This window comes from Pseudomonas halotolerans (genome assembly GCF_039581215.1).
Classification (GTDB): Bacteria; Pseudomonadota; Gammaproteobacteria; order Pseudomonadales; family Pseudomonadaceae; genus Aquipseudomonas; species Aquipseudomonas tehranensis.
Window position 1 is genome coordinate 117,271 of the sequence record NZ_JBCNTJ010000003.1, and the last position, 26,538, is coordinate 143,808.

The following is a 26,538-nucleotide window of genomic DNA, read 5'->3' on the forward strand; positions in this document are numbered from 1 at the left end:
ATGATGGCGGGTCGTACCTGTCGCAAAGTTGACCGTCAACGGGACGGCCATGGATTGGAGTAAAGCAGTTGTTCAAAAAGTCCGCATGTTACCTGAGCCTTTTATTGCTCACTGCGCCATTGGTCGCTACAGCCGAGCCAAGCGATCCGGCACTGGTGCAAACCACCTTGGCCCAGCTGTCGGTCAACTGTCCCGAGCTGGCCGCAGGCGTCGACTTTCCGACGATGATGAGTTTGCAGGCGTTCTACGAGCAAAACGCAGGCCAGGACGTCTGGTCGGACGATGGGCGGCGGATGGCGTTGCAGGCACAGTTGCAGCAACTGGCCGATGATGGACTGGACCCGGCACGCTACAGCTTGCCCGCAGAAGAAACCGCCCAACACGCCCATTGTGTAGACATCGCCATCAGCCAGCGCTACTTGCAAGCGCTGTATGAGCTGCGTTTCGGCTACCTGCCTCAGGAGCGCCTGGAGCCGGAGTGGAAGGCCGACCCGCTGCCGCAGGATCGCCAGGCCGCCGTGTTGGCCATCGCCGGGGTGGGGCTGCAGGACCTGAATGACGCTTTTGAACAGGCCCGACCGCGCCTGGCGCTGTATCGCAACTTGCGTGAACTTTACGCCCGGCAACGGCAACTGCCCTTGCCCGAATGGCAACCGGTGCCCGGCGGCCCGTTGTTGCACCCGGACAAGCGGGACGCCCGCGTGCCGGCCCTGGCCCAGCGATTGTTCAGCGAAGGCTATTTCAGCGCACCCCCCGTGATCATCGACGATCACTACAATCCCGACCTGGTGGCGGCGATGAAAAGCTTCCAGCTTCACCATTCGCTGCAGGCCGATGGGGTGGTGGGGCCCTGGACGGTGACGGAGCTGAACATCAGCCCGTTCATGCGGCGCGAGCAGTTGCGCGTCAACCTGGAACGCATGCGTTGGCTGGCCCGGGACCTGGAGGCGGACAGCGTACTGGTCAATGTGGCGGCGGCACGGTTGACGGTCTATCAGGACGGCGCACCGGTCTGGCAAACCCGCACCCAAGTGGGCCGCGCGGACCGGGAAACGCCACTGCTCAAGTCCCGGGTGACACGACTGACCCTCAACCCGACCTGGACCATCCCCCCGACCATCATGCGCGAAGACAAACTGCCTGAGATTCGTCGCGACCCCGAGTTCTTGAGTCGACATAACCTGCGGGTGATCGATCGCGACGGCTTGCCGTTACTGGCCCAGGACATCGATTGGGACCATCCCGGCGGTCTCATGCTGCGCCAGGACCCCGGTCCGAAGAATCCACTGGGCAAAATGGCGATCCGCTTCCCCAACCCGTTTTCCGTGTACCTGCATGACACCCCCAGCCAGTCCCTGTTCAGCAAGGAGCCGCGAGCATTCAGCTCAGGGTGTGTGCGAGTCGAACAGGCCATGCAGTTGCGCGACTGGTTGGTAAACCCGGCTGAACGTCTGCGCACCGACACGCTGCTGGCCAGCGGGCTGACCCATGAGTTCAGGCTGGCCAAGCCGGTGTCGATTATGTTGGGCTATTGGACAGTGCAAGCCGACAGCCAGGGGCAGGCCGTGTACATCCCGGATATTTACAAGCGTGATCAGGTCCTCTCCGCGGCCAGGGGCCGCGTGCTCTGATGGCGGTCAGGCGCACTCGGTGCTGGCTTGAACCTGTGCAGTCTCGTCGCGAACCTGGAACAACCGCTGGCCCATGGCATAGGCCGCGTCCAGGTGAAGTGCCGGTTCGAGGGTTTCTGATTCGAGCAAGCGCTTGGAACTGACCACCCGGGCGCCGCAATAATCAAAGATGCCATGGTCGATTTGCGCGGTCATCGCCTGGCCATAACCGTGGCGCTGGAACGTACCCTCATCAGCCCCGCCCACGGCCACCAGATGCACCTGCAAACGCTGCAATTTTTTTATGAAAGGTTTATCGAGACTGAAGTCGAACGCCCAGCCGTTGGAAAACACCCGGTCGATCCAGCCCTTGAGCAAGGCTGGCATTGACCACCAATAGATGGGGTACACCAGCACCAGGGCATCGGCGCGGTCGATTCTAGCTTGTTCGGCCAGTACATCGGCCGGTGGTGAGGCCTCGCGGTGGTGGACCGCATGGTCGGCGAAACTGAACCGAGGATCGAAGCCTTCGGCGGCCAGGTCGGCGATCTCGAAGGTATCGGCGGGATTGGCCAGGGTAAGGCCCTCAGCGATCTTTTTCGCCAGATTGTGGGTAAGGGAATGAGGGTCGTGATGAGCGACAACGATCAGTGCATGCATGGCAAATCTCCTGATGGCACCCGCAGGCATTAAGCGGGTATGCTTAGTTAAGTTACCTTTAGTAAGTTACGGTTGGTAAAGTAAGCATGTCAAGCACCCCTGAAAATTCACCTGCTGCGCCTCGTCGACGCCTTTCGCGAGATCACCGGCAACGGCAACTGCTGGATGTCGCCTGGCGTCTTATCCGGGAGGAGGGCAGTGAAGCACTGACGCTGGCCCGGCTCGCGGAGCAGGCAGGCGTGACCAAACCCATCGTGTATGACCACTTCGTCAGTCGATCCGGGTTGCTGGCTGCGTTGTATCAGGATTTCGATGCTCGCCAGACAGCGCTAATGGACGCCGCTCTGGATGCGAGCGAACCGACATTGCCCAGTCGGGCTGCGGTGATTGCCTCTTCGTACGTGGAATGCGTGTTGTTGCAAGGCCGCGAGATTCCAGGGGTCATTGCGGCGTTGACCAGTTCACCGGAATTGGAGCTGATCAAGCGGGAGTACGAGATGATTTTCCTGAAGAAGTGCCGGGCTGTCCTGCAGCCGTTCGCCGGCACGAGGGGAATCACCCAGGCCGGCTTGCGGGCGATGCTGGGGGCGGCGGAGGCATTGTCCAATGCAGCAGCTACCGGTGAAATCAGCGCTAGCGAGGCGAAGGAGGAGCTTCTTGTGAGCATCGTTGCGATGGTCGATAGAACCGCTCGCATCTCCACAAATTGAACCTCCCTCATCGCGAGCAGGCTCGCTCCCACAATGGTACTCAAACACCCTGTGGGAGCGAGCTTGCTCGCGATGAGAAAGGCCCAGTCACTGCACTTTTATGAAGCCGCAGGCGGCGGATCGCACCATGGCAAGGCAATTGTCGGCGCATGGAAAGCGTCTGACGGGCGCCTGCTTGCTTAAGGTGGCCGGGCGGGTTCTTTCGCGGGCAAGCCCGCTCCCACAGGGCTTTTCGAGGGCTGCAAGCAGCGTGGGATCTATGAATTCAAAAGGACAGACAACGGCTTGGCACGCTCGCTGCAAGAGGCTGTTCAGGCCCACTGTAAATACACTCAAGTGGGCAACCCCGTCGGTCAACGAAGATCGAGAGCCAGCAGGCCGGGGATAACGGTAGATCGGGGCGCAGTCGCCGGATCGATACCGCACAGAACAGGCAAAGACGCCTGGAACCGCAAGGTTTCAGGCGTCTTTTTTTTGCTTCCAAAACCGTGATGGGCTTTTGTCGGGTGCTTTTTATGAATTCCAACGTCGCTTCCCTGAACAAGCTGCAAACACTGATCGTGATCGGCAATGGCATGGTCGGCCATCACTGCGTCGAGCAACTGATCGAGCGCGGTGCCCTCAATCATTACCACCTGCATGTGTTCAGTGAAGAACCGATGCGCGCCTATGATCGCGTGCATCTGTCGGAGTATTTCTCTGGTCGTGACGCCGAGTCCCTGGCGCTTGGGCAAGCCTCGTTGTACCAGACTCCCGGCGTCACGCTGCACCTGGGCGTGCCGGTGCTGGACATTGATCGCCGGGCGCGCCAGGTGATCACCGCCCAGGCTCGCATCAGCTACGACAAACTGGTGCTCGCTACCGGCTCTTACCCGTTCGTGCCACCGATCCAGGGCGCCGAAGGCGATTCCTGCCTGGTCTATCGCACCCTGCAAGACCTGGACGCCATTCGTGCCGCCGCAAGCAACGCCCGTCGGGGTGTGGTGGTCGGTGGCGGCTTGCTGGGCCTGGAAGCGGCCAATGCCCTCAAGACTCTGGGCCTGGAAGCCCATGTGGTGGAATTCGCGCCGAGATTAATGCCGGTGCAACTGGACGAGCAGGGCGGCCTGGCCCTCAAGGCGCGCATCGAGATGCTAGGCGTCGGCGTGCATCTGTCCAAGGGCACGCAGTCCATCAGCGCTGGTGAGCAGTACCGTTATCGGATGAATTTCGGCGATGACGACTTTCTGGAAACCGATCTGGTTGTGTTTTCTGCCGGCATCCGCGCCCAGGATGCCCTCGCTCGCCAGTGCGATCTGCAGATCGGCCCGCGCGGTGGCGTGGTGATCGATGACCATTGCCTGAGCAGTGACCCGGACATCTACGCCATCGGCGAATGCGCAGCCTGGAACGGCAGCATCTTCGGCCTGGTCGCACCGGGTTACCAGATGGCTCGCAACGTCGCGGCTTGCCTATGCGGTGAAAGCGCCGAACCGTTCACTGGCGCGGATATGTCCACCAAGCTCAAGTTGCTGGGGGTGGACGTGGGTTCCATCGGCGACGCCCACGGCCATACACCGGGTTCACGCAGCTTCCAGTTCATCGATCAAACCAGCGCCAGCTACCGGCGACTGGTGGTGGATGCCGACGGCAAACGGGTGATCGGCGCGGTGCTGGTGGGCGACAACAGCTACTACGACACCCTGCTGCAATACATGCAGAACGGCATCGCCTTGCCCAAGGAGGCTTCCAGCCTGATCCTGCCGAGTTCCGAAGGCGCACCCACCTTGGGCCCGGCAGCGCTGCCCGCGGCGGCGACCATTTGCTCGTGCCACAACGTCACCAAAGGCTCGATCTGTTCGGCCATCGACAGCGGCTGCACCGACCTTGGGCAACTGAAATGCGATACCAAGGCCGGCACCGGTTGCGGTGGTTGCGCCGCCTTGGTCAAGCAGGTGTTCGAGCACGAACTGATCGCTCGCGGCGTCAGCGTCGACAAGAGCCTGTGCGAACACTTCGCCTACACCCGTCAGGAGCTTTATGCCTTGGTGCGGGTTGAAGGCATCATCAGCTTCGACGAGCTGCTGGCCAAGCACGGACGCGGGCACACCGGTTGCGACTTATGCAAGCCGGCGGTGGGCTCGATCCTGGCGTCGTGCTGGAACCAGCCGATCATGGACCCGTCCCTGGTGCCGTTGCAGGACACCAACGATACCTTCATGGCGAACATGCAGAAAAACGGCACCTATTCGGTGGTGCCACGCATCGCCGGGGGCGAAATCACCGCCGACAAGCTGATCGCCATCGGCGTGGTCGCCAAAAAATACGACCTTTACACCAAGATCACCGGCGGCCAGCGCATCGACCTGTTCGGCGCCCAGTTGCACCAGTTGCCGGATATCTGGGCCGAACTGATCGAAGCGGGTTTCGAAACCGGGCACGCCTACGGCAAGTCGACCCGTACGGTGAAGTCCTGCGTGGGCAGCACTTGGTGCCGTTACGGCGTGCAGGACAGCGTGCAAATGGCCCTGACCATTGAAGATCGCTACAAGGGTTTGCGTTCGCCCCACAAGCTCAAGTTCGCGGTGTCCGGCTGCACCCGCGAGTGCGCCGAGGCCCAGAGCAAGGACGTCGGCGTGATCGCCACCGAGAAGGGCTGGAACCTCTACGTGGCCGGTAACGGCGGCATGCGCCCACGTCACGCCGAGCTGTTCGCCACCGACCTGGATGACGCGACCCTGATTCGCTACATCGACCGCTTCCTGATGTTCTACATCCGCACCGCCGACAAGTTGCAGCGTACGTCGGTCTGGCGCGAAAGCCTGGAAGGTGGCCTGGACTACCTCAAGGACGTGATCATCGACGACAGCCTGGGCCTGGGGGCCGAACTCGAAGCCCAGATGCAACTGGTGGTCGACCGTTATGAATGCGAATGGGCCAACGCCCTCAAAGACCCGGACAAGCTCAAGCGCTTCCGCACCTTCGTCAACGACGGTCGTGGCGATCCAGATGTTCATTTCGTCAGGGAGCGCGGCCAGCGTCGGCCGGTGCACGCCCACGAACTCCACCTGATTCCCCTTACCGAGGAGGTGCTCTGATGAGCCAGCCAAACGTTGTTCGTATCCCCACCCGCGACGCGGCCCAACGCCCCATGCAATGGCGTGCCCTGTGTAGCCGTGAGGATCTGGTGCCTAACTCCGGCGTGGTCGCCTGGCACGACGGCAGCCAGGTGGCGCTGTTGTACCTGCCCGAACAACAGGACAAGCCGTTGTACGCCATCGACAACCGCGACCCCAAGTCCGGGGCGAACGTGATCGGTCGTGGGCTGTTGGGCAGCATCAAGGGTGAACTGGTGATCGCATCGCCCTTGTACAAACAGCATTTCCGCCTGGAAGACGGCCATTGCCTGGAATACCCGGAGCAGCGTCTGCGGGTGTGGCCGGTGCGTTTGAATGGGGATGTGGTGGAGATTGGCGAAGACTGATTCGCACCTGAGCGCGGCAACACCGCTGTTGTGGCGAGGGGATTTATCCCCGTTGGGCTGCGCAGCAGCCCTAAAACCTGCCAACTCGGTATCACTGATAGATCGGATGCGCTGTTCTTGGGGCTGCTTAGCAGCCCAACGGGGATAAATCCCCTCGCCACAGGGATCGCGGCTAGCGCAGATCTTCTTGTTTGGTTGGCTTGCCTTTAACAGAAGTTGAGGATCAACAATGAAAACAGCCGCTCAACTGGTAAGACTCAAGAGTGTGCAGCACCAGCAGGTTCACAGCATCGCGCCGGAGCAGACCGTGCTTGAAGCGCTGCAGATCATGGCCGAGAAAAACGTCGGCGCGTTGCCGGTGATCGAAGACGGTCAGGTGGTTGGCGTGTTCAGCGAGCGCGACTACGCGCGCAAGATGGTGTTGCAGGGACGCTCCTCGGTGGGCACGTCGGTACGCACCGTCATGAGTGCCCCCGTGGTCACCGCTGATAGCCAGCAGAGCATCGACCGGTGCATGGAAGTCATGACCGACAGCCACCTGCGGCACTTGCCCGTGCTGGATAACGGCCAGTTAATGGGGTTGTTGTCCATTGGCGATCTGGTGAAAGAAGCGATTGTCGAGCAGGCGGATTTGATCCGGCAGTTGGAACACTACATTCGCGGGCACTGAGCCCACAGGGAATTTATCTGTGGAGGTGCGAAGTTTCGCTAAATTCCCTCACCCCAACATCAGCAACTGCCGGATCAGATTCGGCGTACTGCCGGTCCAGCGCTTGAAGGAGCGACGAAAGTTTGCCGTGTCATTGAAGCTCAGGTACTGCGCCACTTCCTCATTGCTGAACCCTTTGACCTGATACAGGTACAACGCCACATGGGTGTGCACCCGGTCCACCTGTTGCTGGAACCCGGTGTGGTGTTTGTGCAGTTTGCGCTTGAGGGTCGCCGGGCTCATGGCGAAAGCCTGGGCGGTCTGTTCCAGGCTGGGCGTTTGCTGCACATGGCTGTGCAGGTAGTCGTAGACGCAGTCCAGAAAGCTGGCGGTGAAACCCAACTGCTCGAGCTGATCCCGGGACTCGATCCGTGCTACCTGGCCGGCGGTGGCCGAGACGTTGGGCCAGGGCTGAGCCAGACAGTGGCGAGGCAGGCGCATCAGGTCCAGCGGACGATTGAATTGCGTCTGCTCACCCAGGTGCACCCAGTACTGTTCGACGTAACGCGGCTCTTCATGGCGAAAGCTGCATTGCCAGGGCAGACGTTCGCCGCTCAGCCATGCACTCATGGCAACCATCGACGTCATGCTTGCTTCCAGTACGAAGCGCCATTGTTCAGCGGCACCGCAACTGTCCAGCCAATGGACGTAGGCGTAGTGCTCGTCCAGTAACAGGCGCGGCGCGGCCAGTGGGCTGAGCAGGGCTTGTTGGTCGATCAGGGTCTCCAGGGCCTGGTGCAGATTCTGCGCGTGGCGCAAGGCATGACTGGCCGGTCCGTAATGCCCTGGCAGCAGCCGCTGGCCGAACAGAAAACTGCTGTCACTGGCATCGAGCAGGCGTCGGCTGTTGTCGATCAGGCCCAGAAACTGTTGCGGGCTGATGCGGCTCTGGCCGGCGAGGATATCGTCGTGAAACAGCCCGGTGCCCCGCAACAGACGGTGGCTGTCGATGTCACGCGACAGGGCCAGATCGATCAGCGCCGCAGGCTGATAATGGCCCGGAATGAAGCGGCTGTCGGTTTCATACCAGCAGGTCTTGAGCGTCATGAACCGGCCTCAGGCGCTTTTCAACGTGGAACGGGATCGCGCCAGCGTCAGGTTGAGGCGTTTGAGCAAGGCCTCCGGCGACTCGTCGAATGCCATCACCACGGCAGTACTGGCCGCCAATTGCAAGCGCTCGCCGTGTTGCCGGGTCTTGTGGGCCAGGCTGCAAACCGCGTGGGCAAGCTCGGTGGCCAGATGCCGGGCCTGGCGCTCGCCGGTGTCGGGCAACAGCACCACAAAGCGATCACCGGCCAGGCGGCAAAGCAGATCCTGACGGCGCAGGTTCAGCACCAGCAATTGACTGACCGCTTGCAGCACCGCATCGCCCTCGCCGTGACCGAAACGCTGGTTGATGGCCGTGAAGTTGTCCAGATCCAGAGCCAGCAAGGACAGAGGCTGCTGGCGGCGCCGGCTGTCCTCCAGGCTGCTCGCCAGCTCATGCTTGAAAAAGTCCGCGCCTCCCAGCGGCGTGAGTTTGTCGAACAGGCGGTGCTCGCGGAACAACCGTTCACGCTTTTCCATCTGCCCATTGATTGCCAGTTGTTCCCGGTGCCAGTGATAGATGCCGAGGGTCAGCAGAATCATGCCCACCGGCATCGGCCCGGACTCCAGCCAATGGTCCCAGGTGATGGTGTCGGGCAAGCGGATGAACTCGTCGAGGCTGTCGATCCACCAGGAAAAAAAGATGCAGCCCAGGCCCCATATCAGATAGTTGGTCACCCGACCGGCCGGGCGACTCTTGAGCACCAGGCCGAGCCAGACCAGCGCCAGCAAGGCCGAGCCGCCTTCGCCGAGGATATCCAGCCAGACCCACTCACTCAGCGGTTTGAGCTCACCGTTGGCCAGGTGCAGCATCAGCCCAAGGTTGGCCGCCAGCAGAAGCAGGGCGAGTTTGAGGCGGTGCGGGCGCAGCACGGAGAACATGGCCGGAATCCTTTGCCAAAAGCGGAATGCGGCTCAGCACAGCAGATGGATGTGACAGTGCGGTGACGGTGGGTGAATCGTCGGGGGAGGTCGAATCAGCTCATCTGTTGTCGGGATTTTTTCGCATCAGCGCGACCTCACCGCATACCCCTTGTGGCGAGGGGATTTATCCCCGCAGGGTTGCGAAGCTACCCTATAACCGGATATCGCGGTGCGGCAGGTAATTTGAAGGGGGACGCTACGCGTCCCAACGGGGATAAATCCCCTCGCCACAAGGGTGACCGTCTTTAAATTGTCAGAGGCCCTGAGAAAGGTCATTTCAGCTCATTCTGGTCCGCCAACCCCCTCACATCCGTGCGTTTGAGCCCCTGCGGCCAAACGCTGTCACAGAACCGTCACCCCCCACCCATAGCGTGCCCTCCCAGTTGCCGGGCCGTTGCCTGGCGGATTTTCGGATTCCTGGGGGAGACCACCATGCATCACCGCACCAGCACTGCCGGGCTCGTCGGTTTTACGTTCACTGCGTTGGCGATGGCCATTGCCAGTGAGCGGTTGAGCGCTGCCGAGCAGACGGCCACCGAACATGTCGAAGTGGTCGGCCAGGCGGCCAGCATCGATCAGGCCCTGAAAGAACAGCGCAGCGCCGACAGCATCAAGAGCGTGGTGCATGCCGACGGCGTGGCGCAGTTGCCGGATGAAAACGTCGCCGAAGCCGTGCAGCGCCTGCCGGGCATCAGCGTCGAACGTGACCAGGGCGAAGGGCGCTTTGTCAGCGTGCGGGGCCTGGGGCCAGACCTCAACAGCGTGACCATCAACGGCACGCTGGTGCCGGCGCCGGAAAGCGAGCGCCGGGCCGTTGCCCTGGACGTGCTGCCTTCGGAGTTGGTGCAGTCGCTGTCGGTGATCAAGACGCTGACGCCGGACATGGACGCCAACTCCCTGGGCGGCACGGTTGACGTGAAAAGCCTCTCGGCGTTCGACCACAAGGGCTTGTTCTACACCGGCAGCAGCGAAGCCAGCTACGACAAGAATACCGGGCAGACCAGTCCGAAATTCTCTGGCGCGATCAGCGACCGTTTCAGCCTGGGCGACGGCATCGATAACTTCGGCGTTGCCGCGGCGCTGAGCTGGCAGAAGCGCGACTTTGGCTCGGACAACGTTGAAACCGGCGGCGCCTGGGATTTCGAGCAAGGCTCACGGCTCGAAGAATTTGAACAACGCGACTATGACATCCGTCGCGAGCGCGCCGGCGGCGGGCTGAACTTCGACTACAAGCCGGATGATGTGAGCAGCTACTACCTGCGCACGCTTTACAGTCGTTACAAAGACAGCGAAACCCGCAATGCCGCCAGCCTGGCTTTCGAGGATCCTCAAGCGGCCGGTGAGCTGGGTACCGCAGAAGGCGAGCGCAAGGTCAAACAGCGCGAAGAAACCCAGGAGATCCAGTCCTACGTATTGGGCGGGGAACGCATGTTCGGCCTCTGGACCCTCAGCGGCCAGGGTGGTTACAGCAAGTCCAGCGAGGACAGCCCAGGTCACATTGCCGGTGCCACATTCGAAGGCATCGACAATTTCGAGGGGGGCTTCTACGGCAACGACAAGCCGCGGCCGATCATCGGTTCGGGGTTCTACGATCCCGCCAGCTTCAGCCTGGACAAGGTGGACTGGGAACAGCAGAACACCACCGACACCGAAAAAAACCTGCGCCTGGACCTGGCCAGAGACTATGACGTCAGTGGCTACGCTTCCCAAGTCAAATTCGGCGGAAAAGTCAGCCGCCGCGACAAGGACAACGACCTCGACGCCTGGGTCTATGAGGATTTCGCCGACCTGGGGTTCACCGACGAGCAGTTGAACCTCGGACAATTCCAGAAGGGCAACGTGGATTACCGCCTCGGCCAGTACGGCCCAGGCATCAGCGCCGGGGCCATCGAACAATTGTTGGGTGGTCTGGACCGCGACGCCTTCTTTGATGAGCAGGAATCGCGGGTCAATGACTTCCAGATGAGCGAAGACATCAACGCCGCTTACCTGATGAACACCGTGGACATCGACGATTGGCGCTTGATCGCCGGCATGCGTTATGAGGGTACGGAGTTCGAAGCCAAAGGCAGCGGCGTTACCGACGGCGTGTTCACCGACACCCAGACCCGGCGTAAATATCACCACTGGCTACCGGGCCTGCACGCGCGTTATCAGTTGGACAAAAACACTCAGGTGCGCGCGGCCTGGACCAAATCCGTGGTGCGCCCGACCTTCGGGCAACTGGCCCCGGGGTTTGTCATTGACGATGACGAGGCGACCTTCGGCAACCCGGACCTCAAGCCCCTGGAGTCGAGCAACCTGGACCTGGGCATTGAACATTTCATGGGCCGGGCCGGCACTGTTTCGGCTTTTGTGTTCTACAAGGACATCAAGAACTTCGTCTACAACACCGATCTGGCCGGCACGGGCGCCTGGGCCGACTTCTCCGAGGCCCACAGCTTCGAAAACGGCGACAGCGCCAAGCTCTATGGCCTGGAACTGGCCTACTCACAAAAATTCGACTGGTTGCCAGCCCCCTGGAATGGATTGCTGCTCGGGGCCAACACCACCTTCAGTCGTTCGGACGCCGAGATCGAAGGGTTCGATCAGGCCAGCGGTACACAGCGCAAGCGCAGCATCGACCTGCCGAATCAGTCGGACACCGTGGGCAACCTGATGCTGGGCTGGGAGAACGACAAGTTGAGCCTGCGCCTGTCGGCCAATTACAAATCGGCCTACCTGTATGAACTGGCGTCCATCAGCGACCGCGACCATGACCTGCACGTTGACGCCCAGACCTTTGTCGACTTCAGCGCCCGCTACGCCCTGACCAAGAACCTGCAAGTGAGCCTGGAAGCCCAGAACCTCACCGACGAGTCGTATTTCGTCTACACCGGCCACCGCTCTTACAACGGCCAATACGAGGAATACGGCCCGACCTACAAGCTGGGGCTGACGTTCACCCATTTCTAGATCGCGACGCCGATCACGTGTGGCGAGGGGATTTATCCCCGCCGGGGCGCGATGCGCCCCCCCTTTCAATGACAAGGATTTTTCCGTTGAACACAGCTTTGTTTTTTCCCAAACAGTACCTGCTGGCAATGCTCATCAGTCTGGCAACCGCTCCAGCCCTGGCGGCTTCGCCAACCTTGAAGCTGCAACCCTGGTCGCAGACCCAGGATCGCTCGATCAACGCCCTGGCATTTGTGCCCGGCCATTCGACGACCCAGCGACTGGCCATTGCCGATGAAGGCTTGTTGCTGCTCGATGCCCAAGGCCGCGAACTGTCGCGCCTGGAGGGCTCCTTCGAAGGTCTCGACAGCCGGGCCCTCGGGGCGAACGTGCTGATCGCCAGCCTCGACAGCACTCGTCAGCAAGCACTGTTGGTCAGCCTCGACCCGGATAAACGCCAGTGGGGGAAGCCGCTGTACCTGCCCGCGCGGGATTTTCCGGTAAACGGGCTGTGCCTGTACCGCGATGAAGCGAGCAACCTGTTTGTGTTTCTGGTAGGTGAAGAAGGCAAGGGCGAACAATGGCTGGTGGGTAACGGCGAGCAACTGAGCGCCAGCGCACAGCGCGTACGCGGCCTGCCACTGCCGCCCGATGCCCAGGCCTGCCAGGTGCAGGACAGCGCCAATCAACTGTTCGTCAACGAGGAACAGGTGGGCTGGTGGGCCTATCCGGCATCCTCCGAGGCCGATGCGGTGCGGGTACCCGTGGCGATGCGCACACCGTTCGGTGACATCCAGCAGGCCGCTGGTGGCATGGCTGCGTTACCAGGCGGGTTGCTGGGCCTGGACCCCGGGGCGGCGAAATTGCATCTGTACCAGCAAGAAAGCCAGGGTTGGACCTCTAAAGCCAGTTTGACGCTGCCGGGCCTGAACGAGCCGGAAAGCCTCGCGGTACGTTCGACGAATACCGGCCTGGAGATGCTGTTGCGCGACGATGACACCGGGCGCTTGTACCAGGGCCAAATCAATTGGCAACCCACGCCTGTGTCCCTGCCGCCGGTACTGCCCACAGTGGCGGCCGTTGCCCAGAGCGAACCGGTAGCACGCCAGGGCGACGCGGCGGATGACCCGGCGATTTGGGTTCATCCCACCACGCCTGCGTTGAGCCGGGTGCTGGGCACCAACAAGAAGCAAGGCCTGCTGACCTATGACCTGCAAGGCAAGCTGCTGCAGGAGCTGGCGGTGGGGCGGCTCAACAACGTCGATGTGCGCGGCCACTTCAAGTTGGGCAGGCAAACCGTCGATCTGGCTGTCGCCAGTAACCGCGATCGCAACAGCCTCAGCCTGTTTCGCATTGACCGTGCCAGCGGTGAGTTGAGCGAGGCCGGCGAGATTGCCACGCCGCTCAAGGAAATCTACGGCATCTGCCTGTTCCAGCCGGTAGAAGGCGAACTGTATGCCTTCGCCAATGACAAGGACGGGCGTTATTTGCAGTACCGCCTCAGCGCCCCGGACGGTGTGGTGAAAGGGGAGTTGGTGCGCCAGTTCAGCGTCGACAGCCAGCCTGAAGGTTGCGTCGCCGATGACCGCCGCCAGCGTCTGTTTCTCGGTGAAGAAGACGTCGGTGTCTGGGCGGTGGATGCCCGGGCCGACCGGCCGGCGACATTGAACAACGTGATCAAGGTCGGACCTCAGTTGCATGCCGACGTCGAGGGCATCGCCCTGTATCACGGCGCCGGCCACGATTACCTGGTGGTCTCAAGCCAGGGCAACGACAGCTATGTGCTACTTGATGCCGAGCCGCCTTATGCCGTGCGCGGTGCGTTGCGCGTCGGCCTGAACGGCGCTGCGGGCATCGACGGTGCCTCGGAAACTGACGGCCTGGAAGTCACTTCGGCCAACCTGGGCGGGCCCTGGAGCGACGGCATGCTGGTGGTCCAGGACGGCCGCAAACGGATGCCCGAGCAGACCCAGAACTTCAAGTTCGTGCCCTGGAGCGAAGTGACCAAAGCCTTGCGCCTGCCTTGAGCGGTGCGGTCATCAACCGGTCATGAACATTTCATCGAATAGTAGCCAGACAGGAGTTCTACCCATGCAAGCCACTCTGGAACATATGACAATCTGGGGCCTGATCAGCGATGCGAGCCTGTTGGTCAAGGCCGTCATGCTCACCCTGCTGCTGGCCTCGCTGCTGAGCTGGTACTTGATTATCCAGCGCAGCGCGGTGCTGCGCCGCAACGAGCGCCAGTTCAACGGTTTCATGCAGCGTTTTCGCAGCACCAGCGATTTGCCAGCGCTGTTGCGCGAGACCGCCCAGGTGCGCGAAGAAGAGGGCGGCGTGGAGCCGATCTTTCACGCCGGCTTCCAGGCTTTTACCCAGCTCAACGTGCCTTCAGGCAGCCCCCAGGTGGTGCTTGAAGGGGTGGAGCGTTCGCTGCAAGTGGCAATCAGCGAGCAGGAGGTCCAGTTGGAGAAAGGCTTGCAGTTTCTCGCCACGGTCGGTTCGGTCAGCCCTTACATCGGTTTGTTCGGCACGGTCTGGGGGATCATGAACGCCTTCCTGGGGTTGTCCCAGGTGCAGCAGGCCAGCCTCTCCACTGTGGCGCCGGGCATCGCCGAGGCCTTGATTGCCACCGCCATCGGCCTGTTCGCGGCGATTCCCGCTGTGATCGCCTACAACCGGTTTTCCGCTCGCGGCCAGACCTTGTTGACGCGTTACTACGCGTTCGGCAACGAGTTGCAGGCCCGCCTGCACCGCAAGCTGCACGGCGCCCCGGTGAACCTGGCCGCGGCCGCTTGAGAGGAGAGGGCAGATGCTAGTCAAACCACAACGCAAGCACGGGCCCAAGGCCGAAATGAACGTGGTGCCTTACATCGATGTGATGCTGGTGCTGCTGGTGATCTTCATGGTCACGGCACCCATGTTGACCCAAGGCGTGAAAATCGAGCTGCCCAAGGTCGCCAGCCAGGCATTGGCCAACGATAGCCGCCAACAGATCCTGACCCTGTCTGTGAAGGCCGAGGGCGGTTACTACTGGAACCTGGGCGCCGAACTGGACACTCAAAGCCAGACCGACAGCGCCGTGGACCTGGATCAGATGCGCGCCAAGGTGGCCCAGGTTGTCGCCGAGCGCAGCGACACCCAGGTGTATATCCGTGCCGACGACCACGCCGACTACGGTCGTGTCGTGGCCGCCATGGCTGCCTTGCAGCAAGGCGGAGTCAGCAACCTTGGGCTGGTGACCGAGGCACCCCGATGACGGCGATGATCATGCACAGTCCATCCTTGGGTTTACCCACGCTGTCCGGCAGTGGTTTTTGGAAGAACAGCCTGGCGGCAGGACTCGCCGTGGTCTTGCACGTGGTGGTCGCGGCATTGCTGGTGCTGGGCTGGACCGTAGAGAAACCCGCCGTCGAAGCGCCGCGGGTGCTGCGCACGCAACTGGTGATGTTGCCACCGCTGCCGGTGCCTGAAGCGCCTGCGCCGACCGCCGTGGCAGAGGTCGCCCCACAGCCGGTCGAAGCCGCGCCGGCGCCGGTGGAAGTGCCACGCCCCTCACCGAGCAAACCTGTGGTTGACCCAAGGCTTGAGGCACAGAAACTGGAGCAGGCGACCTTGGCCCGCAAACGCGTCGAGGAGCGAAAGCGCGAGCAACACGCCCAGCAGCAGGCCCAGCAACAACGCGAGCGTCAGGAGAACCAGCGCCGTCAGCAGGAAGCCGAGCAACAGGCCGCCGAACAACAGCGCCAGGCGGCGCAACAGGCCCAGGCGCTCGCCCGGCAACGCCAAGCTGAACAGGCGCGCCTGGCCGCAGCCGACAGTCGCCACTATCAACCCCTGAGCAAAGAGGCCCCGGATTATCCGCAACGGGCTCTGGACAAAGGGCTGCAAGGCGATTGCACAGTGGAGTACAGCGTCAAGCCGGACGGGCGAATCGATAACCCAAAGGTGTTGGACGGCTGCCACCCGTTGTTCATCCGCCCTTCGCTGACCGCCGCTAAGACCTTCCGTTATCAGCCGCGGATCGTCGACGGCCAGGCCGTGACCGTGCCGGCGGTACGCAATACTTTCCACTACCGGATCGAGTAGACACACGGTCCCGACATTCGCCGTTTGAGTGGGAGGGCGGGCTATATTCCACACGCTTAAGCCATACCTGTATTTGCACATTTCGACATAAAGAGCTTGGATTAGCCTGAGAACATTAATTAGAATCACTCTCATTTAATGTATCTCTTGCACAAGGCCTCTTGACATGTCTGATGCAGCTACGCTGGCGGAGCGTTCCTTGCACGCGTTATACCGAGACCATGGTGGCTGGCTGGAAGGCTGGTTGAGACGCCGCATGGGCAATGCGTGGGATGCCGCGGACCTGCGTCAGGATACTTTCCTGCGGGTGCTGTCCAGCGCTCAGCCATTGGCCGATCTGGACGAACCGCGCGCTTATCTGCTGACCGTCGGCAAGCGTCTGCTGAGCAATTTTTACGCTCGCCGCAATTTGGAGCAGGCCTACCTCGACGCCTTGGCGAGCTTGCCCGAAGCGTGCGCCCCCTCCCCGGAGCAGCGTTGGCTGCTACTGGAAACGTTGCAAGCGCTGGATGAATTGCTCGATGGCCTGCCGGCTCTGGTGCGGCGGGCCTTTTTGTGGAGCCAGCTCGAAGGCCTGGGCTATCGTGAAATCGCCGAACGCATGCAGGTGTCGGAGCGCACCATCAAGCGCTATATGGCCCAGGCTTATGAGCATTGCCTGTTGGTGGACTTTTGACTCGCTCAGCGCCCTCGCCTGAAGCCCGCGAAGTTGCCCGGGCGGCGGCTCGCTGGCTGGCCGTGATGGAGTCTTGCGGGGATGACTTCGACGCCGCCGCGCTGCAACGCTGGCGCGACAGCAGCGCCCAGCACGAGGCGGCCTGGCAAAAAGCCCAGCGATTACGCCAGCGTTTTGCCGGGGTGCCGCCATCGTTGGGCATGGCGACCCTGGATCGTCCGGCATTGCCCCGTCGGGCCGTGCTCAAGCGTGCGCTCGGCGTCGCCGCATTGGTGCCCACTGCCTGGTTGCTGGGACGAGCGCTGCCGCTGGAGGTCTGGCGCGCCGACCTGCACACGGCCACCGGTGAACAGCGGCGCTGGTCGCTGGCCGATGGCAGCGTCTTGCAGTTGAACACCGACAGCGCCCTGGACCTGGACCTCAAGGCTCGACGCCTGGTGCTGGTGCAAGGCGAGATGGCCCTCAACGTTAGCCGAACCACGCCGCTGGCCATTGAGGCACCCTTTGGACTGATCTCCATCAGCCGTGGCGAAGTTTGCGTACGGTTGATTGAGCGCAGTTGTTGGGTGTCAGTGCTCAGCGGTTCGGTGCAACTGCAACCGCTGCGTGGGCCAATGCTGACGATGGAGGCGGGCGAACAGATCAACCTTGAGGCCTCTGGCGCCGGGCCGATCGGCGCGTTCGATGTGGCGCAGTTGGGGTGGCGTGACGGGGTCCTTGTCGCGCAGAACCAGCCTCTGGGGGATTTTCTCCGTGAACTGGTCCGTTATCGGCCGGGCGTGTTGCGCTGGGACGAAGCCCTGGAGTCATTGCGGGTGACCGGCAGCTTCCGGTTGGAAAACACCGATCGAATCCTTGCGTTGCTCTCAGCCAGTCTGCCGGTGCAAGTGCAGATGCGCACGCGTTACTGGGTCACCTTGACGCTTCGCAACAATATCGCCTGACGCCTGTCCCCTTTTTTTGTCTCGCTTGTCATTCAAGGCAACTGAACAAAAATGAGAGCTTGCCCCAATGTCCGCAGTAGTCCCTTTGCGTTTTCGCCCGGTCCTTGCCGGCTGGCGTCCGCTGTTGAGCCTGAGTCTCTTGCTAAGCCTGAGCGCCAGTCCATGGTTCATGTCCTCCAGCCAGGCCGAAGAAGCGGCCCGGCGCAGCTATCAGGTGCCGGCCGGCAGCCTCAGCGCAGCGTTGACCCGGTTTGCCGGCCTGGCGGGTGTCAATCTCTCGGTAGACCCGGCCCTGGTGAGCGGGCGTAACAGCGCCGGCCTGTCGGGTGAGTATGCCGTGGAGGAGGGCTTTGCCCGACTGTTGCAGGGCTCCGGTCTGCAACTGCAGCCGGCGGGCGAGCAGGCTTACATCCTGACCCCGGCCCCGGAAGGCAGCAGCTTGCAACTGGCTCCCACCTCGATCATGGGGGCCACGAGCCTGGCGCAGGGCGAGCCCTATGCCGGTGGCCAGGTTGCGCGCCGCGGCTCGCAAGGCTTGCTGGGGTCGCGGGATTTCATGGAAACCCCGTTCAGCATGACCACCTATACCAGCGAAGTGGTCAAGAACCAGCAGGCTCGTACCCTGGGCGACCTGATCGCCAGCGACCCTTCGGTTCGCGCCACCAATCCGGCGGGCGGGCGTTTCGAGCAGTTCACCATTCGTGGGTTCAGTCTGTTCAACAGTGATGTTGCCTACAACGGCCTCTACGGCATCCTGCCGACCTATTCGATCGACATGGAAATGGCCGACCGCGTCGACATCATCAAGGGCCCGACCCAGCTTATCAACGGCGTCTCGCCACGCGGCAGCGTGGGGGGCGGGATCAATGTGGTGCCCAAACGGGCCACCGACAAACCCATCACTTCGTTCACGGGCAGCTACGCCTCCAACAACCAGCTCGGCGGTGCCGTGGATGTCGCCCGGCGTTTCGGTGAAGACAACAAGTTCGGCGTTCGTTTCAACGGCGTGAAGCAGTCCGGCGACACCGAATGGGATCACCAGAGTGTCGACCGCGACATGGCGGTGCTGGGCCTGGATTTTCGTGGCGAGCGTCTGCGTGTCTCAACGGACATCGGGCGCACCGAGCGTGATACCGACGCGCCACAGGAGCGCGTACTGGTCGGTGCCAACGCACAGGTCCCGCATGCCAGCGATGTGCGCCGCAACTACGCTCAGCGTTGGAGCAAGGCGCGTACCCAGGACACTTTCGGTACAGTCAATGCCGAATACGATGTCAACGATTCGATGATGCTGTATGGCGCTGCAGGGGCGCGCAAAAGTGATCATGATTTCCTGCGCCATAACGTATCGGTCACCAATGACGCCGGCGATTTCAGCGTTCAACCCCGCGACTTTACCCGGGATGAAAATGTCCGCACGGCCACGGCCGGGGTGCGCAACTGGTTTCATACCGGCCCGGTGAGCCATGAGATCAACCTGGCCGCCAGCTATTTCTACATGGACTTCACCAATGGCGGCGCGCGTTATGCTTCGTCTCCGAGCAACCTGTATGACCCGGTGCAAACGCCGACGCCGGGCGACCCGACGCGACAGGACAACAAGGTCTATACCGAAAACCGCTCCACCGGCGTGGCGTTGTCCGACACCTTGGGTTTCTTCGATGATAGGCTGCTGTTGACCCTGGGCACCCGCTGGCAGCGGATCAAGGTTGACGACTGGACCAATAACGTCAAAGGCGCCACCGCGTACGATGAGGAAAAGCTGTCGCCGTCGGGCGGGATCCTGTTCAAGGCCACCGATAAACTGTCGCTGTATGCCAACTACATGGAAGGCTTGAGCCAGGGCAAGATCGCGCCATCGACCTCGGTCAACGAGGACGAAATATTCCCGCCGTTCATCAGTCGTCAGGTCGAGGTCGGTGCCAAATATGACGCGGGTGCGCTCGCCGTCACCGCCGCCGTATTCCGGATCAAGCAGCCTGCCTACGCGACCGACGCCACGACCCGTGTCTTCGGCCCGAACGGCAAACGTGAGAACACCGGGGTTGAGTTGAGCGTGTTCGGTGAGCCGCTCAAAGGTGTGCGGTTGCTCGGGGGTGTCATGTACATCGACAGCGAGTTGACCGACACCACCAATGGCACCTTTGATGGCAATCGGGCGCCCGCCACGCCCAAATACAACGTCAACCTGGGCGCGGAGTGGGATGTGCCGACGGTGCAGGGCCTGACCCTGACCAGCCGCGCCATCCACTCCAGCGCGCAGTACCTGGACCCGTCCAATACCAAGGAAATCGATTCGTGGGAGCGTTTCGACGTGGGCGCGCGCTACGCGTTCAAGCTGGACCAGAAGAACATCACGCTGCGTGCCAATGTCGAGAACGTCGCGGACAAGCGCTACTGGAGTTCCGCCGGCGCCTCGGATGACAGTGAGGCAGGCTTGACGCTGGCAACGCCGCGCACTTACCTGCTTTCGGCCACCGTGGACTTTTAGGCCAGTGTGCAGCTTCAGGGATGAAGCTGTTTCTCAGGCGTCACGGAACAGGTCGTGGGCATCGAGCAATCGCCAGGCGATTTCGGGACGCTTTTCCAACCCGCGTCGAATGGCGGTGGGGATCGACTGGCGAATCTTGCGGCACAGGCCGGGTTGCGCCTGGAACTCGATGGCGATGCCACGCATGGTGCGTACTTCGTTGTAGCCCGGTTCGACGGTCAGACGGATTCCGAGGTTCTCGTACATACGCTGCTGCAACCGTTGGAGCTCGTCCAGGCTCTGGATATTTTCCAGCCGTTCGAGCAGGCGTTTTTCCTCCTGGCGGTTAAAGCAAAGGATGCGCAGGTCACTGCCCGGGGTTTGCAGCAACGCATCACGCCCGCAGTCACAGACACCAGGCGGGCAGGGGGGACGGATCGGAATCGACGCGGTCATGGGCTCCACAGGTCAGCAACAATCGAACCGCCCCAGAGTGTCGTGACGGTCCAGGCAATGTGATGCCTGGCGGCATGCCGGTCAACCCTGCTGAGTGGCCGCTTGTCTAGCGCCGTTGCGAGCGGGCGCTGGGCCGAGCCCCGTAGCACCTATGTGGGAGCGGGCTTGCTCGCGAAGACGGTTGCTCATCCAGCATTGCTACCCGCTGATGCACCGCCTTCGCGAGCAAGCCCGCTCCCATAAGGTTTCTGTTGCCGATACAAACGCTGTGGGCTTACAGCCCCAAATCAGACAGCCCCGGATGATCATCCGGCCGGCGCCCCAGTGGCCAATGGAATTTACGCTCGCTTTCCTGGATCGGCATGTCGTTGATGCAGGCGTAGCGGTTGAACATCAACCCTTGCTCGTCAAACTCCCAGTTCTCATTGCCGTAGGAGCGGAACCAGTTGCCCGAATCGTCGTGCCATTCGTAGGCGTAGCGCACGGCGATACGGTTACCGGTGAAGGCCCACAGTTCCTTGATCAGCCGGTAGTCCAGTTCCTTGGCCCATTTGCGGGTCAAAAAGGCCTTGGCCTCTTCGCGGCTATGGGCGAATTCGGCGCGGTTGCGCCATTGAGTGTCCAGCGTATAGGCCAGGGACACCCGTTGCGGGTCGCGGGAGTTCCAGCCGTCTTCGGCCAGACGGACTTTTTCAATGGCCGATTCACGGGTGAACGGCGGCAGCGGCGGACGAACTTCAGCAGAGGATGACATGGCAGATCTCCAGTGAGTGATTGAGCAAATGGCACAGCGGTTTACAGGAAACGGTTATTCAGTGTCGGTCAATAAAGACTTGAGTATGTTTTGGGCCTGGTCAGCGGCGCTGTGATCACCCATGACCAGTGCAACGGTAATGGCGCCATCGATCAGGACCAGTAACTGCCGGGCCAAGACGTCCGGGTTCTCGACGCCGTGTTCCGTACACAGTCGGGTTACATAGTCGAGCAACTTCTGTTTATGCAGTTTGGCGACCTGTCGGACCGGGTTCTGTGGGTCACCGGTTTCGCCGCTGGTGTTGATGAATGCACAGCCGCGGAAGCCTTCGCTGTCGAACCAGGCTCTGAGCACGGTAAACAGGTTGAGCAGCCGAGCGCGCGGCGTGGGGGCCTTGTCGACCTCACGGCTGAACCAGTGCATCCAGCGTTCGTCACGCCGCTGGAGTGCGGCCACGATCAGATCGTCCTTATTGGCAAAGTAGCGATAGATGCTTTTCCTCGAGACGCCGGCGGTTTTCACCAACAGGTCCATGCCGGTGGCCGCGATGCCACTTTTATAGATCAACTTTTCGGCGACATCGAGAATAATGTCTCGGGTCTCATTACTATTGATTTCGTTCATGTGGCTAACAGTAGAACGATCGTTCTCCTTGGTCAAGTTATTTTTTCAAGGCGTACTGAAGACCCGAACCCATCGATGGTGTAAGCTCAACCATTCTTCGGATTCGACCTTTTGCGAGCCCTATGCCGTCGCTTTTCAAACGCCCCTTGCTGCCCAAGCTGCGCAGCTTTGCATTGACCGCCGATGCCGTGACCATCCTCGATGGCGCAGCCGAGTTCCGCCGTTGCCTGCTGGAGAAAATCGCCCAGGCCACCCAACGCATCTACATCGTCGCCCTGTACCTGCAAGAGGACGAGGCCGGGCAGGAAATCCTCGATGCCTTGCACGCCGCCAAGGCCAAGCGTCCGGAACTGGACGTGGTCGTGGTGGTGGACTGGCTGCGAGCCCAGCGCGGGCTGATCGGCGCCAAGAAGCAACCGGGCAATTCGGCGTGGTATCAGAAGCAGACTCGCACTCACGCCAGCGAAGTGCCGATCTACGGTGTGCCGGTGCAGACCCGCGAGTTGTTCGGCGTGTTGCACCTCAAAGGCTTCGTGATCGACGACTGTGTGCTCTATAGCGGCGCCAGCCTCAATAACGTCTACCTGCACAAGTTCGACAAATACCGCTACGACCGCTACCACCTGTTGCGGAACGAGGCCTTGGCCGACTCGATGCAGCATCTGGTACAGCATGGCTTGATCGCCTCCAGCGCCGTGCATCGTCTGGATTTGCCGAACCTGCCCAGCACCCGCAGCCTGCGCAAGGACATCGGCGATCTGCGCAGCCGGCTCAAGTACGCGGCGTATGACACCCATGCCGGCAGCCTCGACAAGAGTGGCCTGTCGGTGAGCCCGCTGCTGGGCGTGGGCAAGAACAACCCGTTGAGCCGGGTGATCGGTGAATTGATTGCCAGCAGCCGCCGGCAACTGACCATCTGCACGCCGTATTTCAATCTGCCCCTGGGGGTGACCCGGGAGATCAATCGCGCGCTGGCTCGCGGGGTCAAGATCGACATTATCGTCGGCGACAAAACCGCCAATGACTTCTACATGCCGCCCAGCGAGCCGTTCAAGATCATCGCCGCGCTGCCCTATCTCTACGAAATCAGCCTGCGACGCTTCGCCAAGCGGCATCAGCGCTACATCGACAGCGGCCAGTTGAACCTGCACCTGTGGCGTGACGGCGACAACACCTATCACCTCAAGGGCATGTGGATCGACGAGCGCTACACGTTGTTGACCGGCAACAACCTCAACCCGCGAGCGTTTCGCCTGGACCTGGAAAACGCCCTGTTGCTGGATGACCCCAAGGGCGAGCTACTGGGGCCACGCCAGGCCGAGCTTGGGCAGATTTACCAGCATACCCGGCGCATCGATCGATATCTGGACCTGGAAACCCTGCCGGACTATCCCGCCGCAGTCGCCAGGTTTCTGAAGCGGGTCAGCCGGGTGCGAATAGAACGGCTGCTTTACCGGATCCTGTGAAAGCCAGTGCCATGTCGAAAAAAGACACCATCTCCATCCAGTTGGTGCGTGAAGCGCTGCTGCAAAGCTGCGCCCCTGGGGCGGCCACCGATGAAGCGCTGAACAAGGTCGGTATCGATCCAGGATTGCTCGACAACCCCCAGGCGAGGGTCCCGGCCCATGCCTATGCGCGGCTCTGGCGTTTGCTGGCCAGGCGACTGGATGACGAGTTTTTCGGCATGGATGGGCGCAAACTCAAGTCGGGCAGCCTGGCCTTTCTTTGCCAATGCGCCATGGCCCAGCCGACGTTGGCGGCCGGGTTGACCGCGGGGCTTGGGTTCCTCTCGCTGATGTTCGAACAGTTGCCGGCCCAGTGGAGCCGCCAGCAGAGCCTGGCGGAGATCGTCCTGCTGGAGGACGATCAGGACCCGCGCCGGGCCTTCACCTATTTCACCTATTGGATGATCGTTCATGGCGTGGCCTGCTGGCTGGCCGGGCGGCGTATTCCGATTCTTTCCATTGAGTTGCGTTGCCCTGAACCGGATTTCTGCGACGACTATCGTGTGATGTTCTCGCGGAACCTGCGCTTTGACCGGCCGCGCACCCGGATGATCTTCGCCGCCGAATGCCTGGACCTGCCCATCCGACGCAGCACCGAGGAACTCAACCGCTTTCTGGCCCAGGCACCGGCCAACATCCTGGTCAAGTATCGCGACCCGCAAAGCCTCGCCAGCCGCATCCGGCACGACCTGCGCCAGTTACCGCCCGAGCAGTGGCCGGAGACCGAGGCTCTGGCCCAGCAATTGTGTGTTTCGGCCTCGACCCTGCGCCGTCGCTTGGCGGAGGAGGGGCAGACGTATCAGGGGCTCAAGGACAGTGTGCGCAAGGAGTTGGCCATCAACTGGCTGGCCGAGCCGTCCATCAGTTTCGTGGAAATCGCCGCGCGCCTGGGGTTTGCCGATGCCAGTTCTTTTTACAAGGCGTTTCGCAAGTGGTCCGGGTCCAATCCGGGGCATTATCGCAGCCTGATCCTCAACGATCCTGGCTGATCCGGCATGTGGGTTGGCTGGGTTGACGCTATCGCGGGCAAGCCTTGCTCCCACATAGAGGTCGCATTGCCCCGGTGGGAGCGAGCCTGCTTGCGATAGCGGCCTCCCAGACGCCACATCAACCAACCCACCAATCATGGCCAAACCAGTCAAGCAACTTGATAGCTTTGACCATTGCCGCCCAAGCCCTTCGGCGCGAGTATTTGCCTGCTGTTTACGGTTCCCCCAACCAATAAAAAGTACAGAGGGATTCTGGTCATGCGCGATTACTCGTCCGCCACGTCACAGTTCGATTACCTGCACACCGTCAACACCGCACTGCACGGCTCTCTCGAGGCGTTGAACGCCTGTGTCGAGTGTTGCGACCGGCATGCGTTGCCGGGGCGCATTGCCTTGTTCTGGGAGGGCCGTGACGGCAGCGACGCGACCTGGACTTACCGTGACCTGCAGGACAACGCCGCACGGTTTGCCAATTTCCTCCTGGCCCAAGGTGTGGGCAAGGGGGACAAGGTGGCCGGCCTGCTGCCGCGCACCGCTGAACTGCTGATCGTGGTACTCGCCACCTGGCGCATCGGCGCGGTGTATCAGCCGCTGTTCACTGCATTCGGCCCCAAGGCCATCGAACATCGCCTGGGCAGCTCAGGCGCGCGTGTTGTGGTCACCGACGCGGTCAATCGCCCCAAACTCAACGATGTTGCCGATTGCCCCACAGTGGTCACGGTCGGCGGCGCAAAAGGCCAGGGCATCGTTCGCGGCGATTACAGTTTCTGGGCAGAAGTGGCGAACAATGCAAACCACTGCGAACCGGTGATGCTCAGTGGCGAAGACCCGTTCCTGCTGATGTTTACCTCCGGCACCACCGGGCCGGCCAAGGCGCTGTCGGTGCCGCTCAAGGCCATCGTCGCATTCCAGAACTACATGCGTGACGCCGTGGACCTGCGTCCCGAAGACGCCTTCTGGAACGTCGCTGACCCGGGCTGGGCCTACGGCATCTACTTCGGTGTGACCGGCCCTCTGGCAATGGGGCATCCCATCACGTTCTACGATGGGCCGTTCACCCTGGAAAGCACTTGCCGAGTCATCAACAAGTACGGCATCACCAACCTCGCCGGTTCACCCACCGCCTATCGTTTGCTGATCGCCGGGGGCGAGCAGTTCGCCCGCTCGATCAAGGGCACGCTGCGCGTGGTCAGCAGCGCCGGCGAGCCGCTGAACCCGGAGGTCATCCGCTGGTTTGCCGACAACCTGAACGTGGTGATCCACGATCATTACGGCCAGACCGAACTGGGCATGGTGCTGTGCAATCACCACGGGTTGGGGCATCCGGTGCACATGGGCGCGGCCGGTTTCGCCTCGCCGGGCCACCGGATCGTGGTGCTGGATGAAAATAACCGTGAATTGGGCGTGGGCCAGCCGGGCATTCTCGCCGTCGACCGCAGCCAGTCACCGATGTGCTGGTTCGCCGGTTATGAGGGCGGGCCCACCAAGGCTTTCGTCGGCGATTATTACCTGAGCGGCGACACCGTTGAATTCAACCCCGATGGCAGTATCAGCTTCGTCGGCCGCAGCGACGACGTGATCACCACTTCCGGCTATCGCGTCGGCCCGTTCGACGTGGAAAGCGCACTGATCGAACACCCCGCCGTGGTCGAGGCTGCGGTGGTCGGCAAGCCCGATCCCGAGCGCACCGAACTGGTGAAAGCCTTCGTGGTGCTCGGCGCCCAATACCGCGCCGCGCCGGAGCTGGCCGAAGAGCTGCGCCAGCACGTGCGTAAGCGCCTCGCCGCTCATGCCTATCCCCGTGAAATCGAATTTGTCAGTGATTTGCCGAAAACCCCAAGCGGCAAGTTGCAGCGCTTTATCTTGCGCAACCAGGAAATCGCCAAGGCCCAAGAAGCCGCGGCGCATAACGTTTCAGCTTGAATCCAAGGAAAC

Annotated in this window: 22 protein-coding genes; 16 read left to right on the forward strand and 6 right to left on the reverse strand. The window is 61.6% G+C overall.

The window, feature by feature from the left end; genetic code table 11:
• Positions 1-68 precede the first annotated feature (68 nt).
• Entirely contained in the window at positions 69-1,631 is a 1,563-nt protein-coding gene (locus AAIS01_RS05315; RefSeq protein ID WP_343468117.1) for a L,D-transpeptidase family protein, read from the forward strand.
• Between the two features lie 6 nt (positions 1,632-1,637).
• Here the strand turns inward: AAIS01_RS05315 and AAIS01_RS05320 are convergent, their stop codons facing one another.
• Entirely contained in the window at positions 1,638-2,270 is a 633-nt protein-coding gene (locus AAIS01_RS05320; protein WP_343468118.1) for an NAD(P)H-dependent oxidoreductase, read from the reverse strand.
• A gap of 86 nt (positions 2,271-2,356) precedes the next feature.
• On the opposite strand from AAIS01_RS05320, the gene AAIS01_RS05325 reads away from it, so the two are divergent.
• The 4 genes from AAIS01_RS05325 (at position 2,357) to AAIS01_RS05340 (ending at position 7,113) form a co-directional block, all read left to right on the forward strand.
• Positions 2,357-2,980 (forward strand): TetR/AcrR family transcriptional regulator, encoded by a 624-nt coding sequence (locus AAIS01_RS05325; RefSeq protein WP_343468119.1) that lies wholly within the window; start codon positions 2,357-2,359, stop codon positions 2,978-2,980.
• 515 nt (positions 2,981-3,495) lie between these two features.
• Complete coding sequence (gene nirB / locus AAIS01_RS05330) at positions 3,496-6,057, forward strand: nitrite reductase large subunit NirB (protein ID WP_343468120.1); 2,562 nt, start codon at positions 3,496-3,498, stop codon at positions 6,055-6,057.
• Positions 6,057-6,443, forward strand: a complete 387-nt coding sequence (gene nirD, locus AAIS01_RS05335) for a nitrite reductase small subunit NirD (protein ID WP_343468121.1) — start codon at positions 6,057-6,059, stop codon at positions 6,441-6,443. Before nirB ends, nirD begins: the two co-directional genes overlap by 1 nt.
• 229 nt (positions 6,444-6,672) lie before the next feature.
• A complete protein-coding gene (locus tag AAIS01_RS05340) occupies positions 6,673-7,113 on the forward strand; it encodes a CBS domain-containing protein (RefSeq protein ID WP_092397988.1) in 441 nt (146 codons plus the stop codon).
• Between the two features lie 48 nt (positions 7,114-7,161).
• On the opposite strand, the gene AAIS01_RS05345 is transcribed toward AAIS01_RS05340, so the two are convergent.
• The gene (locus AAIS01_RS05345) at positions 7,162-8,199 is read right to left on the reverse strand and encodes an AraC family transcriptional regulator ligand-binding domain-containing protein (protein WP_343468122.1); all 1,038 of its coding nucleotides are present in this window, start codon (positions 8,197-8,199) and stop codon (positions 7,162-7,164) included.
• 9 nt (positions 8,200-8,208) lie between these two features.
• Positions 8,209-9,120: a GGDEF domain-containing protein gene (locus AAIS01_RS05350; protein WP_343468123.1), complete on the reverse strand. Its 912-nt coding sequence runs from the start codon at positions 9,118-9,120 to the stop codon at positions 8,209-8,211.
• Between the two features lie 474 nt (positions 9,121-9,594).
• Here AAIS01_RS05350 and AAIS01_RS05355 point away from each other — a divergent pair, with 474 nt between their 5' ends.
• The 8 genes from AAIS01_RS05355 to AAIS01_RS05390 all read left to right on the forward strand — a co-directional run bounded on the left by AAIS01_RS05355 (position 9,595) and on the right by AAIS01_RS05390 (position 20,296).
• Positions 9,595-12,117 carry a TonB-dependent receptor gene (locus AAIS01_RS05355; RefSeq protein ID WP_343468124.1) on the forward strand — a complete coding sequence of 841 codons (2,523 nt, stop codon included), beginning with the start codon at positions 9,595-9,597 and terminating at the stop codon, positions 12,115-12,117.
• A gap of 68 nt (positions 12,118-12,185) precedes the next feature.
• On the forward strand, positions 12,186-14,123 hold the full coding sequence (locus AAIS01_RS05360; protein ID WP_431191903.1) for a phytase: 1,938 nt from the start codon (positions 12,186-12,188) through the stop codon (positions 14,121-14,123).
• A gap of 64 nt (positions 14,124-14,187) precedes the next feature.
• Positions 14,188-14,895, forward strand: a complete 708-nt coding sequence (tolQ, locus tag AAIS01_RS05365; RefSeq protein ID WP_343468126.1) for a protein TolQ — start codon at positions 14,188-14,190, stop codon at positions 14,893-14,895.
• A 13-nt stretch (positions 14,896-14,908) separates the two neighbouring features.
• Positions 14,909-15,355 (forward strand): protein TolR, encoded by a 447-nt coding sequence (gene tolR / locus AAIS01_RS05370; protein ID WP_047226513.1) that lies wholly within the window; start codon positions 14,909-14,911, stop codon positions 15,353-15,355.
• Positions 15,352-16,185 carry an energy transducer TonB gene (locus AAIS01_RS05375; protein ID WP_343468127.1) on the forward strand — a complete coding sequence of 278 codons (834 nt, stop codon included), beginning with the start codon at positions 15,352-15,354 and terminating at the stop codon, positions 16,183-16,185. Before tolR ends, AAIS01_RS05375 begins: the two co-directional genes overlap by 4 nt.
• A gap of 166 nt (positions 16,186-16,351) precedes the next feature.
• Positions 16,352-16,861, forward strand: coding sequence for a sigma-70 family RNA polymerase sigma factor (locus AAIS01_RS05380; RefSeq protein ID WP_343468128.1), 510 nt, complete (start codon positions 16,352-16,354; stop codon positions 16,859-16,861).
• Positions 16,858-17,805, forward strand: a complete 948-nt coding sequence (locus AAIS01_RS05385; RefSeq protein ID WP_343468129.1) for a FecR domain-containing protein — start codon at positions 16,858-16,860, stop codon at positions 17,803-17,805. Before AAIS01_RS05380 ends, AAIS01_RS05385 begins: the two co-directional genes overlap by 4 nt.
• Positions 17,806-17,872: 67 nt before the next feature.
• Positions 17,873-20,296: a TonB-dependent siderophore receptor gene (locus AAIS01_RS05390; RefSeq protein WP_343468130.1), complete on the forward strand. Its 2,424-nt coding sequence runs from the start codon at positions 17,873-17,875 to the stop codon at positions 20,294-20,296.
• A gap of 33 nt (positions 20,297-20,329) precedes the next feature.
• On the opposite strand, the gene AAIS01_RS05395 is transcribed toward AAIS01_RS05390, so the two are convergent.
• The 3 genes from AAIS01_RS05395 to AAIS01_RS05405 form a co-directional block, all read right to left on the reverse strand.
• Positions 20,330-20,731, reverse strand: coding sequence for a hypothetical protein (locus tag AAIS01_RS05395; protein WP_343468131.1), 402 nt, complete (start codon positions 20,729-20,731; stop codon positions 20,330-20,332).
• A 274-nt stretch (positions 20,732-21,005) separates the two neighbouring features.
• Positions 21,006-21,485, reverse strand: coding sequence for a nuclear transport factor 2 family protein (locus AAIS01_RS05400; protein WP_343468132.1), 480 nt, complete (start codon positions 21,483-21,485; stop codon positions 21,006-21,008).
• A 54-nt stretch (positions 21,486-21,539) separates the two neighbouring features.
• Positions 21,540-22,109: a TetR/AcrR family transcriptional regulator gene (locus AAIS01_RS05405; RefSeq protein WP_343468133.1), complete on the reverse strand. Its 570-nt coding sequence runs from the start codon at positions 22,107-22,109 to the stop codon at positions 21,540-21,542.
• A gap of 122 nt (positions 22,110-22,231) precedes the next feature.
• Between AAIS01_RS05405 and pssA the strand changes: the two genes are divergently transcribed.
• The 3 genes from pssA (at position 22,232) to AAIS01_RS05420 (ending at position 26,526) form a co-directional block, all read left to right on the forward strand.
• A complete protein-coding gene (pssA, locus tag AAIS01_RS05410) occupies positions 22,232-23,575 on the forward strand; it encodes a CDP-diacylglycerol--serine O-phosphatidyltransferase (RefSeq protein ID WP_343468134.1) in 1,344 nt (447 codons plus the stop codon).
• 11 nt (positions 23,576-23,586) lie between these two features.
• Positions 23,587-24,603 carry an AraC family transcriptional regulator gene (locus tag AAIS01_RS05415; RefSeq protein WP_343468135.1) on the forward strand — a complete coding sequence of 339 codons (1,017 nt, stop codon included), beginning with the start codon at positions 23,587-23,589 and terminating at the stop codon, positions 24,601-24,603.
• Between the two features lie 258 nt (positions 24,604-24,861).
• The gene (locus AAIS01_RS05420) at positions 24,862-26,526 is read left to right on the forward strand and encodes an AMP-binding protein (protein WP_343468136.1); all 1,665 of its coding nucleotides are present in this window, start codon (positions 24,862-24,864) and stop codon (positions 26,524-26,526) included.
• Positions 26,527-26,538 lie beyond the last annotated feature (12 nt).

Coding starts and splice junctions, on each gene's coding strand:
- AAIS01_RS05320 (WP_343468118.1), bottom strand. CDS start 2,270: ATGCATGCACTGATCGTTGTCGCTCATCACGACCCTCATTCCCTTACC.
- AAIS01_RS05325 (WP_343468119.1), top strand. CDS start 2,357: ATGTCAAGCACCCCTGAAAATTCACCTGCTGCGCCTCGTCGACGCCTT.
- nirB (WP_343468120.1), top strand. CDS start 3,496: ATGAATTCCAACGTCGCTTCCCTGAACAAGCTGCAAACACTGATCGTG.
- nirD (WP_343468121.1), top strand. CDS start 6,057: ATGAGCCAGCCAAACGTTGTTCGTATCCCCACCCGCGACGCGGCCCAA.
- AAIS01_RS05340 (WP_092397988.1), top strand. CDS start 6,673: ATGAAAACAGCCGCTCAACTGGTAAGACTCAAGAGTGTGCAGCACCAG.
- AAIS01_RS05345 (WP_343468122.1), bottom strand. CDS start 8,199: ATGACGCTCAAGACCTGCTGGTATGAAACCGACAGCCGCTTCATTCCG.
- AAIS01_RS05350 (WP_343468123.1), bottom strand. CDS start 9,120: ATGTTCTCCGTGCTGCGCCCGCACCGCCTCAAACTCGCCCTGCTTCTG.
- AAIS01_RS05355 (WP_343468124.1), top strand. CDS start 9,595: ATGCATCACCGCACCAGCACTGCCGGGCTCGTCGGTTTTACGTTCACT.
- AAIS01_RS05360 (WP_431191903.1), top strand. CDS start 12,186: ATGACAAGGATTTTTCCGTTGAACACAGCTTTGTTTTTTCCCAAACAG.
- tolQ (WP_343468126.1), top strand. CDS start 14,188: ATGCAAGCCACTCTGGAACATATGACAATCTGGGGCCTGATCAGCGAT.
- tolR (WP_047226513.1), top strand. CDS start 14,909: ATGCTAGTCAAACCACAACGCAAGCACGGGCCCAAGGCCGAAATGAAC.
- AAIS01_RS05375 (WP_343468127.1), top strand. CDS start 15,352: ATGACGGCGATGATCATGCACAGTCCATCCTTGGGTTTACCCACGCTG.
- AAIS01_RS05380 (WP_343468128.1), top strand. CDS start 16,352: ATGTCTGATGCAGCTACGCTGGCGGAGCGTTCCTTGCACGCGTTATAC.
- AAIS01_RS05390 (WP_343468130.1), top strand. CDS start 17,873: ATGTCCGCAGTAGTCCCTTTGCGTTTTCGCCCGGTCCTTGCCGGCTGG.
- AAIS01_RS05395 (WP_343468131.1), bottom strand. CDS start 20,731: ATGACCGCGTCGATTCCGATCCGTCCCCCCTGCCCGCCTGGTGTCTGT.
- AAIS01_RS05400 (WP_343468132.1), bottom strand. CDS start 21,485: ATGTCATCCTCTGCTGAAGTTCGTCCGCCGCTGCCGCCGTTCACCCGT.
- AAIS01_RS05405 (WP_343468133.1), bottom strand. CDS start 22,109: ATGAACGAAATCAATAGTAATGAGACCCGAGACATTATTCTCGATGTC.
- pssA (WP_343468134.1), top strand. CDS start 22,232: ATGCCGTCGCTTTTCAAACGCCCCTTGCTGCCCAAGCTGCGCAGCTTT.
- AAIS01_RS05415 (WP_343468135.1), top strand. CDS start 23,587: ATGTCGAAAAAAGACACCATCTCCATCCAGTTGGTGCGTGAAGCGCTG.
- AAIS01_RS05420 (WP_343468136.1), top strand. CDS start 24,862: ATGCGCGATTACTCGTCCGCCACGTCACAGTTCGATTACCTGCACACC.